This window comes from Staphylococcus sp. HMSC069D12 (assembly GCF_001810405.1).
GTDB lineage: Bacteria > Bacillota > Bacilli > Staphylococcales > Staphylococcaceae > Staphylococcus > Staphylococcus haemolyticus.
Window position 1 is genome coordinate 20371 of record NZ_KV801096.1, and the last position, 13804, is coordinate 34174.

The following is a 13804-nucleotide window of genomic DNA, read 5'->3' on the forward strand; positions in this document are numbered from 1 at the left end:
AAAATTGTAAAGTATATAAGGGTGAGAAAATGAATGATTTTTATATTTAATATACTAAACGTTCGTTTTTACTTAATAAATATGATTGTATAGGGGCTAAAAAGTATGAAAATTTTTGATTATGAAGATATTCAATTAATTCCAAATAAATGTATAGTTGAAAGTCGTTCGGAATGTGATACAACTGTTCAATTTGGACCTAAAACGTTTAAGTTACCTGTTGTGCCAGCGAATATGCAAACTGTTATGAGTGAAGAACTAGCGCATTGGTTCGCTAAAAATGATTATTTTTATATTATGCATCGATTTGACGAAGCAGCTCGTATTCCATTTATTCAAAACATGCAAAAAGACGGATTGTTTGCTTCTGTTTCTGTAGGTGTTAAAGCAAATGAATTTAAGTTTATTGAAGAATTAGCTGACAAACAATTAGTTCCTGAATATATTACGATTGATATAGCACATGGTCATTCAGATTCAGTTATTAAAATGATTAAACACATAAAAAAATATATTCCAAAAACATTTGTAATTGCTGGAAATGTTGGTACGCCAGAAGGTGTTAGAGAACTTGAAAACGCAGGTGCAGATGCAACTAAAGTTGGTATTGGACCAGGTAGAGTTTGTATCACAAAAATAAAAACTGGTTTTGGCACTGGTGGTTGGCAATTAGCAGCATTAAATATTTGTAGTAAAGCAGCGCGTAAACCTATAATCGCTGATGGTGGCTTAAGAACACATGGCGATATTGCTAAATCAATTCGATTTGGTGCAAGCATGGTAATGATAGGATCTCTATTTGCGGCTCATGAAGAATCACCAGGTGAAACTGTTGAATTAGACGGCAAACGTTATAAAGAGTATTTTGGTAGTGCATCTGAATTCCAAAAAGGTGAACACAAGAATGTTGAAGGTAAAAAAATGTTTGTTGAACATAAAGGATCATTAAAAGATACTTTAGTTGAAATGCAACAAGACTTACAAAGCTCGATTTCATATGCAGGTGGAAAAGATTTAAAATCATTAACTACTGTCGATTATGTTATAGTGCGAAATTCAATTTTTAATGGGGATAAGGATTAAAACTTGAGTGGTAGGTGTATGTTATTAAAAAATTTCTTTTATTTTCTTTGGTGTTATTAGTTGTAGCTTTATTCATACCATTAAAGGAAAATCAAGCACTAGTAAAATTTCAGAATGACGTAAGAAGTAAAGTTCAGCAAGTTATGAATCAAGATTCGAGTTTAAAAAGCAATTCGCTCAAAACACCTACAAAACAGGACTTTGCTATTAATAATATTCAGATGAATATGTCTAAAGACAAAGTTGAAAATCAATTGGGGAAACCTAAAAGAGTAACATCTAATGAATATGGCACTAAATGGTATACCTATTACAATAATGATTACGATAATTTCATAATGGTTAGCTATTTAGGAAATAAAGTCAATGCTTTATATAGTAATCAAAATGTCATTACATCTAAATCTAAGGTGAAATATAACACCCCTAAAAATGTTGTTGAGGATAGACTTGGTAAACCTTTAAAGGAAATTGTTAAAGGTAGATACCGTGTTGATATAACTAGCGATGAGTATGATGTTTTCCATGAAGATAATATTTATACAACTGTTTTTTATGATAAACATAATGACAATGGAGTTACTGCATTACTTCAAGTTAGTGACGCCATGGAAAAAAGGTTGACTCAACATTACGGTGCACCATCTTCAACATTAGAACAAAGCTTTGAATATCAAAATTATGATTTAGTTAATTCTGAGCGTAAACAGCATGGGTTGAATACACTTAGTTACTCGAAAAATGTGTCCAATACAGCAAGAAATCATAGTGAAGACATGGTAAAACAAAATTACTTTGATCATAACAATTTAGATGGTGAATCTCCTTTTGATCGATTAAAAGATGATGACATTGATTTCAATGCGGCAGCTGAAAATTTAGCGTATGGGCAACAAAATAGTATATTTGCTCATGAGGGCTTAATGAATTCACTTGGTCATAGAAAAAATATATTGAATACAAATTTCAGTACGCTAGGCGTAGGCGTTGATTTTAATGACAAACGACAACCATATTGGACAGAAAATTATACGGGTTAAGTGTTTTAATGCGACTTATTAAGGGTATCTTTTAGTTGATAAGGAAGTTGATATTATGACAACTAAAGATGTTAGTAAACTAGATATTCTAGATAAGGTTAAAGAAATTTTAAATAAAAATGAAAAACAAAAGAACTAGCAAAGTTTACATTGTAGACTTTGCTAGTTCTTTGTATATAGAAATATATAAGAGAGAGGTTAACGTAAATTTTAGAAATTAAAACTACAGTTCTCTGTACAAACCAATAACTTTACCGATAACAGTAACGTTATCAAGATAAATAGGATTCATTGTACTATTTTCAGGTTGTAATCTATAACGTGTTTTTTCTTTATAGAAGCGTTTAACTGTTGCTTCATCATCTTCAGTCATCGCAACAATGATGTCCCCATTTTCAGCAATGGTTTGGCTTCTAACTATAACTTTATCTCCATCTAAAATACCTGCCTCAATCATACTTTCACCCACGACATTTAAAATAAAGATATCACTATTGTGAGTTGATGTTAAGTGTTCTGGTAAAGGGAAATATTCCTCAATATTTTCAACTGCAGTAATCGGAATTCCGGCAGTAACTTTACCAATTACAGGAACATAAATTGTTTCCTCCATATTAACTGCATCGTTAGTTTGTTCGCTAACAATTTCAATGGCTCTCGGTTTCGTAGGGTCTCGTTTAATATATCCTTTTTCTTCTAGTCTAGATAAATGACCATGAACAGTTGAACTTGACGCTAACCCTACTGCTTCACCAATTTCTCGTACGCTTGGTGGATATCCTTTAGTTTGTACTACATGTTTAATATAATCGTATATTTCACTTTGACGTTTAGTTAATTCTCTCATATATAGGCACTCCCTTATTTTATTTAACTATATTATAGCACTGATTTAAATATTGAACAAACATTTGTTCGTTTTTATGTTGACTAAGAACAGGTGTTCTGATAAAGTATGTATACAAACAAATGTTCTAGAGGTGAAAGTAATGTTTAATAAATATAAAAATAAATTATTAACTAATATAGCTGTTGTATCAATATCTTGTGTTGTTTTTATAGTATTTTTCATGAATTTATATCATAACGCTCAAATGGAACAAACGTACGAAATAACTGACCATACTATTTCTAAAAAGGCAATTATTAAAGATGACAATAAGAACGTAAATACTACAAATGGGGAACAAAATGACTACAAAGTGTTCGCGTTTGTAAGATAATTATAAATTTGAGGTCTGTCAAAGCTATTTAAATGTTAATAGCTTTTGTCTAGACCTCTTTTTTGTTATATTCTATGAAGTAAAAGAGAAAATATTAATGGGAATATAGAAAGAGTGATAGTTATGTCTAATGATAATTTAAATATAGATAGAATTAATGAGCTTGCTAAAAAGAAAAAGGAACAAGGTTTAACTGAAGCTGAAGCTAAAGAGCAATCGAAATTACGTAAAAAATACCTCGAAGCATTTAGAAAAGGGTTTAAACAACAAATTGAGAGTACAAAGGTGATAGATCCTGAAGGTAATGATGTGACACCTGAAAAATTAAAAAAGATACAAGAACAAAATAAAAATTAATAAATATTAGATTATAGTTCGTTGAGTTTAAACAATTATCAATTTCAATATTTTTAAGTTATAATATACGAAAGATGATTAAAGTCGAAGGGAAGTATTAAAGATGTTTAACGAGAAAGATCAACTAGCGATTGATACGATTAGAGCTTTAAGTATTGATGCAATCGAAGAAGCTAATTCAGGTCACCCTGGATTACCTATGGGAGCTGCACCAATGGCTTATACCTTATGGACACGCCACTTAAATTTTAATCCTCAATCTAAAGACTATTTTAATAGAGACCGTTTTGTATTGTCGGCTGGACATGGCTCTGCGCTATTATACAGCTTGTTACATGTTTCGGGCAGTCTTGAATTAGAAGAATTGAAGCAATTTAGACAATGGGGTTCTAAAACACCTGGACATCCAGAATTCAGACATACTGATGGTGTTGAAGTTACTACTGGCCCACTTGGACAAGGCTTTGCTATGTCTGTAGGTATGGCTTTAGCTGAAGACCATTTAGCAGGTAAATTTAATAAAGATGATTTCAATATTGTTGACCATTATACTTATGTGCTAGCTTCTGATGGTGATTTAATGGAAGGTATTTCTCATGAAGCTGCTTCATTTGCTGGCCATAACCAATTAGATAAGCTAATTGTTTTATATGATTCAAACGATATTTCATTAGATGGCGAATTAAATAAAGCCTTCTCTGAAGATGTTAAGAAACGATTTGAAAGTTACGGTTGGAATCACATATTAGTAAAAGATGGTAATGATTTAGACGCTATCGATAAAGCAATAACTAAAGCCAAATCTCAAAATGGTCCAACCATGATTGAAGTTAAAACAATTATCGGTTATGGTGCTCCAAACGTGAGTGGTACTAATGGTGTTCATGGTGCACCACTAGGTTCAGATGAGAGAAAATTAACTTTTGAAGCATATGGTTTAGACCCTGAAAAACGTTTCAATGTGCCAGAAGAAGTATATGAAATTTTCCAAACAACTATGTTAAAACGTGCAAATGAGCATGAAGATGCATGGAAAGCATTACTAGAAAATTATTCTAAACAATATCCAGAATTAGCAGATGAATTTAAATTAGCTATTAGTGGTAAACTACCTAAAAACTATAGAGATGAGTTACCACGCTTTGATAGCGATCATAATGCAGCAACACGTGCTGATTCAGGTGAAGTAATTCAAGCATTAAGTAAATCAGTTCCGTCATTCTTTGGTGGTTCTGCTGACTTAGCTGGTTCTAACAAATCTAACGTTAAAGAAGCGACTGATTATGATAGAAATACACCTGAAGGTAAAAATATATGGTTTGGTGTACGTGAGTTCGCAATGGGGGCAGCTGTAAATGGTATGGCAGCACACGGTGGACTACACCCTTATGGTGCAACATTCTTTGTATTTAGTGACTACTTAAAACCAGCGTTGCGTTTATCAGCTATCATGGGATTAAATTCAACATTTATCTTCACACATGATTCAATCGCTGTAGGTGAAGATGGACCTACTCATGAGCCAATTGAACAATTAGCGGGCTTAAGATCAATACCAAATATGAATGTCATTCGTCCAGCTGATGGAAATGAAACAAGAGTAGCATGGGAAGTAGCTCTTGAATCAGAACAAACACCAACTTCTTTAGTATTAACTCGTCAAAATTTACCATATTTAGATGTAGATGAAGAGACAGTTGAACAAGGTGTTCGTAAAGGTGCTTATGTGGTTTTCGAAACTGAAACTAAACCTGAGTATCTATTACTTGCTACTGGTTCAGAAGTTAGCTTAGCAATTGAAGTAGCTAAAGATTTAGATAAACAAGGTAAAGGTGTACGAGTAGTATCAATGCCTAACTGGTTTGCTTTTGAACAACAATCAGAAGAATATAAAGAGTCTGTAATTCCTAAAGAAATTACTAAACGTGTTGCAATTGAAATGGCATCTCCATTAGGTTGGCACAAATATGTAGGCACTGAAGGTAAAGTGATAGGTATTGACCAATTTGGTGCAAGTGCACCTGGCGACTTAGTCGTAGAAAAATATGGTTTCACTAAAGAAAATGTATTAAATCAAATTCGCACATTTTAATATTAGATAAGAAATTAGAGAACTGAGAAGGCTTTCATTGGAAAGTCTTCTTTAATTTGAATGAGCAATACAAAATAATTTTTAAGTTAACTAAAAATAAGTATTACATTTGTTTAAGTATTTGTTATGATAACAGATGGATGCAGAATTACTAACTAGCTCTTGAAAATAGAATAGTAATTTAGTAAAATTCAGTAGGATATAGAAAGTGGGTGAAACAATGGCAACATGGTTAGCAATTTTATTAATCATTGTAGCGCTTATCGGTGGACTAGTTGGTGGTTTCTTTTTAGCACGTAAATATATGATGGATTATTTGAAAAAAAACCCACCTATTAATGAAGAAATGTTACGAATGATGATGATGCAAATGGGTCAAAAACCATCGCAAAAGAAAATCAATCAAATGATGACAATGATGAATAAAAACATGGATCAAAACATGAAAAGTTCAAAAAAATAATTTTTAAATGGATTGTAGTACCTTTAAGGTTTACAATCCTTTATTTTTGTAGTAAAACAACTTTAGTGTTATTAAAAAAGAAAAATATTTAATAATGTAAATAACATACAATGAGTAATAAAGAGTAAGAGTTTATGAATATATAAGAAGGTGTAATGTTGGCGTATTTAATTTTTTCTGTTGTATTTGCTTTATTTATGGGTATAGTAGTAATTTTTATTCGAATGAAAGCTCAAAACTTTCCTGTTAATGAAAAGAAAATTATATTACCACCATTTTTCATGGCTACAGGCGCGTTGATGTATGTGATTCCGTACTTTAGATTGACTGGTACTGAAATTTTAGAGTCGATTATTCTAGGTGTCTTATTCTCAACTGTTCTTATATGGACAAGTCACTTTGAGGTACACGGTACTGAAATTTATATGAAGCGCTCAAAAGCATTTCCAATCATTTTAATTTCCTTATTAATTATACGCACTTTAATTAAAATATTTATCAGTAGTAAAATTGATCCTGGTGAAATTGGCGGCATGTTCTTCTTACTTGCGTTTAGCATGATTGTTCCTTGGAGATTAGCAATGTTATATAAATATAAAAAGTTGAAAAGGTCAACTGTCAAATAATTGAATAATGATTTAAAAAATGATGTATTTTAAATTACTTTGAAAATTTTAGTAGAGCCTGGGACATAAATTAATATCTCAGGCTATAATTACATATTGGAAGTAGTTGAATGAATTAAAAATACACTTGTAACAAGCTTTTTTAATTCGATTCAACCTTGCCGGGCTGAGCGGGGCCCCAACAAAGAGAATTTCAAAATAAGAAATTCTACAAGTAATGCAAGTTGGGGTTGGGGCCCCAACAAAGAGAATTTCAAAAAAAAGAAATTCTACAAGTAAAGCAAGTTGGGGTTGGGGCCCCAACAAAGAGGATTTCAAAATAAGAAATTCTAACAAGTAATGCAAGTTGGGGTTATTAATAGCTGCTCAATAACATAGGTGGGACAATGAATTTAAATTAATCATTGTTCTATCTTTTTTAGTTTGAACAATAGTGTGATTCAAGATATAATATATACGAACAAACGTTCTAAAGGGAGGTCATTATGAAGGTTATTCACACTGCTGATTGGCATTTAGGTAAGATTTTAAATGGTAAGCAATTTTTAGAAGATCAACATTACATATTGAACAAATTTATTGATAATTTGAAGGAAGAGAAACCAGATGTTCTGGTTATTTCGGGTGATATATACGATACGTCTTATCCTAGTAAGGAGACCATTAGACTTTTTGAAGAAACGATTAAAACTATAAATGTAAATATGAAAATTCCTACAATTATAACCAATGGAAATCATGATGGTAGAGAAAGATTAAATTATGGGTCAACATGGTTTGAGTTTTCACAATTATATATTAGAACGCAACTAGAATTAATGTCTACACCTATAACTATTAATAATATTAACTTTTACACACTTCCTTTTGCCACTATTAGTGAAATTAAGGCTTACTTTAATGATGATGATATCAAGACATATGAGCAAGCAACTCAAAAATGTATTAACCACATTTCGAAGATTATAGACCCTAATCAAATTAATATTTTAATTGGCCATTTAACCATAAAAGGTGGTAAAACATCAGAATCTGAAAGGCCACTTACAATTGGATCCGTTGAAAGTGTAGAAAGCGCTAACTTCCAAATTTTTGACAAAGTACTATTAGGACATCTTCATCATCCTTTTAGTATTACAGATAATATTGTTGATTACAGTGGTTCGTTATTACAATACTCATTTTCTGAAGTGAACCAGGCCAAAGGATACAAAAAATTAATGATTAGTTCAAAAAATGACATAAATACTAAGTTTGTACAATTAAAACCTTTAAGAGAGTTAGAGCAAATTGAAGGTGACTACTCGTCTGTTATACAAGGTGACGTTCCTGTGAAAAATAAGGACAATTATTTTCACTTCAAACTTAAAAATATGTCTCATGTCACGGACCCTATCATCCACCTTAAACAGATATACCCAAATACACTTTCGCTTAGTAATATCACTTTTGAAAATCATAATAAATCAACGTACGCAGATTTTAAAACTACAGATGATCCTACAATAATTAAAAATTTCTACAAAACAATTACAGATGAAGATTTAACAAACTATCAAGAGAAGAAAATACTTCAATTATTAAATCAAGTTATCAATAGGGAGGATTAAATAATTGAGACCAACTAAATTAATACTTAATAATTTTGGACCTTTCATACATGAAGTTATTGATTTTGAACAAATAAATAATGAACAGTTATTTTTAATTAGTGGAAAAACTGGTTCGGGAAAAACTATGTTATTTGATGGCATTGTTTATGCTCTATTTGGTAAGGCTTCTACAGAAGGTAGAAATGAGGGAGAATTACGAAGTCATTTTGCTGATGGTAAATCTCCGATGAGTGTAGAATATGAATTTAAAATTAACGATAAAAAATTTAAAATATCTAGACAGGCTGGATTTATTAAAGAGGGGAATACTTCTTTAACACCTGGTAAACTTGATGTTTTTGAATTTGATGAAGAAAGTCAGCTTTACGAACTACGAGAGAGTAAAATCAGCTCTGGTAATGGTTTTATCAAAGATTTGTTAGGTATCAACGCTGAACAATTCAGACAATTATTCATATTACCTCAAGGAGAATTTAAGAAATTTTTAGTATCTAATAGTTCTGATAAACAAAGTATTTTAAGAACATTATTCAATAGTATCCGTTTTGAAGAGATGCAAAATTTATTGTTAAATCAAGTTAAAGACGAGAAGAAGCAAATAGAATCACGTTATAGTCAGATTCAAATACTTTGGGAAGATATTGAAACATTTGAGAATGATGAATTAATTCAATTTAAATCTTTGAATAGTATGCAAACCAAAGACATTATTAATGCAATACCTCAGTTCGAACAAGTAGGTCAACACTTAAATGAAAAATATGAACAATTAAAATCTGAACACCATGATGCGCTTGAAGCTATTAAAAGAAAAATTGAAGAAAACAATAAATTAATAGAATCGCTTAAAGAACTTGATCGAAATAAAAATAAGAAAGTGCAACTAGAAAAAAACAAAGTTAGTATTGAAAAATTAAAAGCTGAATTACGTAAAATTATGGAAATTAAACCCTTGAGTCAATTATATAATCAAAGAAACGCAAAAGAACAAAAATATGAAAATACTAAGGTTAAGCTAAATTCTATTATTGAAGAGTTACATGAACTTAATGATAAATTAGAGAAATTTAAGAAAGAAAAAGAAATTTTAAATGTACAATCAGAAGATATTAACATTAAGTCTATATATATTGATAAAACTAAACAGTTTTATACAAACATAAATAAGTATCGTGAAGCTTTTAACGAAATTAAACAAAATGAAACATACTTAAAAGAGAATAATCAAAAGCAAGAAGAAAATAAGAATTTAATTGATAAATTAAATAATGATATAGCTAAAATAGATGTAAATAACGAGAATGTTGACGAAATAACCCAGGAGATATTCCAATTAAAAAACACTTTTGATAAAAAAGTGACTTTGAGAGAAAACAAGGAAAAATACCAATCTTTAAGTCAAAAATACAACAAAACAGAGAAAAGTATTAAAAAGACTAAAGAACAAATTTCAGATTTAAAACTTCAATTAGAAAATATAGACAAGTCAAATATTGATTTAAATGATAAACAAACATTTGTTCAAGAAATTCAAAATGCACTTCATGTTGGAGATACATGTCCTATATGTGGTAATAAAATTGAGTCTCTCAATGAACATATTAATTTTGATGAAATTGCTAAGAATCAAAATTTAATAAAAGAAGTTAATAATCAGTTAAATAAAAAAATAAATGAGTTAACTAAACTTGAAACCACTTCTGATTATATTAGTAATCAAATGAGTGAGTTAGAAATAAATGATGATGAAATTAGTGATATAGACGAAATAGAACAACAATTAAGAACTAAAAATAAGGAAAAAGAAAAACTACAAATTCAAATTAAGCAATGTGAAAAGTTTAAAAGTGAACTAGATAAGCATAAAGATATTAATCATAGCTTACAAATTAAGCATGAAAAACTTTTATCATTGAAGCATCAATTGGAAACACTAATAAAAGAATTTAAAAGCTACACTAATTATGATGAAACTAATAAATTTGAACAGTGCTTTAAGCAATATGAACAAATAGTAACTGATTATGTATCTAAGAACGAAGTATTAGAGAAAGAAATAAATCAAACAAAACAACAAATTGAAATCGAAACAAATAATTTAAACAATAATCAATTAGTTATTAAAGAACTTGAACAAGAAATTAGTGGTCATAGCGATGAAATTAATCAAGAAATGAAGCGAATTGGACTAAATTCATACAAAGATGTTGAAATTTTATTATCTAAGTTAGACAACAAAGAGCAAATTGAAATGAAAATTCAGCAATATGAGCATGATCATCAAAAACTTACTTTAGAGATTGAACGACTATCTCAACTTACAAAAGACAATAAACCTGAATTGGTTGAAAAATTGGAAGCTACAAAAACTGAAATTGAATCCAACTATAATAAGTACGTTGAAGCGAGTGCTACAATTCAATATCAAGTACAGAAAAATAAAGACAAATTTAATAGTATAATGGATCATATAAATTATTTAGAGAAAGAATTAAAAGAACAACAAGAAATCTTTGAATTATCAGAGGTACTATCAGGAAAAAATAGTAAAAAATTGACGCTTGAAAACTATGTGCTTGTTTATTACTTAGAACGAATCATCCATCAAGCAAATATTCGTTTAGAACGTATGAGTGGGGAAAGATATCAGCTAAAAAGAAGAGAATCTATATCTCATGGTTATAGTGGTTTAGAAATTGAAGTGTTTGATTTTCATTCAAATAAATCTAGACATATTAGTTCATTATCAGGTGGTGAAACGTTCCAAGCATCTCTAGCTTTAGCGCTAGGATTGAGTGAAGTGGTTCAACAAGAATCTGGTGGTATTACCCTTGAGTCGATGTTTATAGATGAAGGCTTTGGTACGTTAGATCAAGAAACATTAGAAACTGCTCTAGATACTTTGGTTAAATTAAAAACTTCAGGCAGGATGGTTGGTATCATATCTCACGTTAGTGAACTTAAACAACGCATTCCATTAATACTTGAGGTAACATCGAATCAATATCAAAGTCAAACTCGATTTAAGTGGAACTAAAAAAAGACCGTATGGCAAAATTAATACAATATTGCCATACGGTCTTAAATTATGATTATTTAGCTCTTAACAAATCGCGGATTTCTGTTAATAAAACAGTATTTTCTTCGATTTCTTCTTCAGGCTCTTCTTTCTTCACTAAAGTATTTGCGATTTTAACAAATATAAATAGTGCGATTGCTACAATTATAAAATCAATAATTGATTGAATAAATAGGCCATATTTAATTCCCCAGAATTCCCAATCTTTAGCAAAATCAACAGAACCGAAAATTTTACCAATTAATGGCATGATAATGTATGTAACTAATGATGTAACAATTTTATTGAATGCTGCACCCATAACTACAGCGATTGCTAAATCTAGCACGTTACCTTTAAGAGCAAACTCTTTAAATTCTTTAAACATAATTCAATACCCCTCACATAAGAATAAAATATATTATACAACATATAAAAATTTTAGTAAATGTTTAATTTAAAAGAAATTTGATATTGTATAAAGGCTTTGTTATCCTTTAATATATCGTTTTAAATTACTTCAATAGTTATTTCAAACTAATTTTTAAATTTAATATGGGAAAGGAGTAAGTAAATTATGAATTCTTCTTCTGAAGAAACAAAACAAAACAAGAAGTTTTCATCGGTTTTTATTTACAGTGCTATCGTAGTAGCCATTGTTGTATTAATCGGTGCATTTTTACCTGAGCAATTTGGTAAAATTACAGGCGACATCAGTAGTTGGATTACTGAAAAGCTTGGCTGGTATTACTTGATTTTGACTACTGTAATAGTGTTCTTTTGTATCTTTTTAATTTTTAGTCCAATCGGTAAACTTAAACTAGGTAAACCTAATGATAAACCTGAATTTAATACTGTTTCATGGTTTGCGATGTTATTTAGTGCCGGTATGGGAATAGGTTTAGTGTTCTACGGTGCAGCTGAACCTATGGCAGATTTTGCCTCACCACCTAATGCTGATCCTAAAACTACTGAAGCATATACAGAAGCATTACGTTCTACATTTTTCCACTGGGGATTCCATGCTTGGGCTGTATATGGTGTAGTTGCATTAGCTTTAGCTTACGCACAATTTAGAAAAAATGAACCAGGTTTAATTTCACGTACACTACGCCCTATTTTAGGTGACAAAGTGGAAGGACCTATAGGAACAATTATTGACGTTCTTTCAGTATTTGCGACTGTTGTAGGTGTAGCCGTTTCACTTGGTATGGGTGCGTTACAAATTAATGGTGGACTTCATTACTTATTTGGTGTTCCAAATAATGTATTGGTTCAATCTATTATAATTGTCGTAGTTACAATATTATTTATTGCTAGTGCATGGTCTGGTTTAAGTAAAGGCATTCAATATTTAAGTAACTTAAATATTGGTTTAGGTACTGTTTTAATGATTATTGCTTTAATTGTTGGACCTACTGTACTTATTTTAAATATGTTTACTAGTTCAACTGGTAGCTTATTAAATACATTCTTATTCAACAGTTTTGACACTGCAGCTTTAAATGGTCAAAAACGTGAATGGATGTCTTCATGGACCCTTTATTATTGGGGTTGGTGGTTAAGTTGGAGTCCATTCGTAGGTGTATTTATTGCACGTGTGTCTAAAGGACGTTCAATTCGTGAATTTATCTCAGGTGTTTTACTAGTACCAGCAATCGTAAGTTTCTTATGGTTCAGTGTATTTGGTGTGTTAGGTATCGAAACAGGTAAAAAACACCCTGAATTATTTAAAATGACACCTGAAACTCAGTTGTTCGGTGTATTCCACCACGTTCCATTAGGAATAGCATTATCATTTATAGCATTAGTACTAATTGCTTCATTCTTTATCACATCTGCCGATTCAGCTACATTTGTGTTGGGTATGCAAACAACATTTGGTTCTCTTGAACCTTCTAGTGCTGTAAAAGTAACATGGGGTGTTTCTCAATCATTAATCGCATTCATCTTATTACTAGCAGGTGGCGGAAACGGTGCTGACGCATTAAATGCTATTCAAAGTGCGGCAATTATAAGTGCGTTCCCATTCTCCTTTGTAGTTATAATGATGATGATTAGTTTCTATAAAGATGCAAACCAAGAACGTAAATTCTTGGGATTAACACTTCAACCAAACAAACATAGACTTCAAGATTATGTTAAATATCAACAACAAGATTATGAATCTGATATTTTAGAAAAGCGTGAATCAAGAAGAAACGCTGAAAAATAATATGAAGTCATCATAATAACATTATTGCCCTTAA

Annotated in this window: 12 protein-coding genes; 10 read left to right on the forward strand and 2 right to left on the reverse strand. The window is 30.6% G+C overall.

Features of this window, described 5'->3' with window-relative positions; genetic code table 11:
• Window positions 1-105: 105 nt before the first annotated feature.
• Window positions 106-1083, forward strand: coding sequence for a GMP reductase (gene guaC, locus HMPREF2737_RS01980; RefSeq protein ID WP_037551339.1), 978 nt, complete (start codon window positions 106-108; stop codon window positions 1081-1083).
• A 14-nt stretch (window positions 1084-1097) separates the two neighbouring features.
• Window positions 1098-2123, forward strand: a complete 1026-nt coding sequence (locus tag HMPREF2737_RS01985; RefSeq protein WP_037551340.1) for a CAP domain-containing protein — start codon at window positions 1098-1100, stop codon at window positions 2121-2123.
• 223 nt (window positions 2124-2346) lie between these two features.
• Here HMPREF2737_RS01985 and lexA read toward each other — a convergent pair whose 3' ends face one another.
• On the reverse strand, window positions 2347-2970 hold the full coding sequence (gene lexA / locus HMPREF2737_RS01990) for a transcriptional repressor LexA (protein WP_033080040.1): 624 nt from the start codon (window positions 2968-2970) through the stop codon (window positions 2347-2349).
• Between the two features lie 142 nt (window positions 2971-3112).
• Here lexA and sosA point away from each other — a divergent pair, with 142 nt between their 5' ends.
• The 7 genes from sosA (at window position 3113) to sbcC (ending at window position 11534) form a co-directional block, all read left to right on the forward strand.
• Window positions 3113-3346: a DNA damage-induced cell division inhibitor SosA gene (sosA, locus tag HMPREF2737_RS01995; protein WP_033080041.1), complete on the forward strand. Its 234-nt coding sequence runs from the start codon at window positions 3113-3115 to the stop codon at window positions 3344-3346.
• A 123-nt stretch (window positions 3347-3469) separates the two neighbouring features.
• Window positions 3470-3703, forward strand: a complete 234-nt coding sequence (locus HMPREF2737_RS02000; protein ID WP_016931078.1) for a DUF896 domain-containing protein — start codon at window positions 3470-3472, stop codon at window positions 3701-3703.
• 103 nt (window positions 3704-3806) lie between these two features.
• Entirely contained in the window at window positions 3807-5795 is a 1989-nt protein-coding gene (gene tkt / locus HMPREF2737_RS02005) for a transketolase (RefSeq protein WP_037551343.1), read from the forward strand.
• A gap of 220 nt (window positions 5796-6015) precedes the next feature.
• On the forward strand, window positions 6016-6258 hold the full coding sequence (locus HMPREF2737_RS02010; RefSeq protein ID WP_011275855.1) for a YneF family protein: 243 nt from the start codon (window positions 6016-6018) through the stop codon (window positions 6256-6258).
• 158 nt (window positions 6259-6416) lie between these two features.
• Window positions 6417-6884 (forward strand): CcdC family protein, encoded by a 468-nt coding sequence (locus HMPREF2737_RS02015; RefSeq protein WP_033080043.1) that lies wholly within the window; start codon window positions 6417-6419, stop codon window positions 6882-6884.
• Window positions 6885-7369: 485 nt separating this feature from the next.
• Complete coding sequence (sbcD, locus tag HMPREF2737_RS02020) at window positions 7370-8494, forward strand: exonuclease subunit SbcD (RefSeq protein ID WP_037551344.1); 1125 nt, start codon at window positions 7370-7372, stop codon at window positions 8492-8494.
• A gap of 4 nt (window positions 8495-8498) precedes the next feature.
• Window positions 8499-11534 (forward strand): exonuclease subunit SbcC, encoded by a 3036-nt coding sequence (gene sbcC / locus HMPREF2737_RS02025; RefSeq protein ID WP_037551345.1) that lies wholly within the window; start codon window positions 8499-8501, stop codon window positions 11532-11534.
• Window positions 11535-11589: 55 nt separating this feature from the next.
• Here the strand turns inward: sbcC and mscL are convergent, their stop codons facing one another.
• Window positions 11590-11943, reverse strand: coding sequence for a large conductance mechanosensitive channel protein MscL (mscL, locus tag HMPREF2737_RS02030; RefSeq protein ID WP_033080045.1), 354 nt, complete (start codon window positions 11941-11943; stop codon window positions 11590-11592).
• A gap of 189 nt (window positions 11944-12132) precedes the next feature.
• Here mscL and HMPREF2737_RS02035 point away from each other — a divergent pair, with 189 nt between their 5' ends.
• A complete protein-coding gene (locus HMPREF2737_RS02035) occupies window positions 12133-13770 on the forward strand; it encodes a BCCT family transporter (protein WP_037551346.1) in 1638 nt (545 codons plus the stop codon).
• The last annotated feature ends 34 nt before the right edge of the window (window positions 13771-13804 follow it).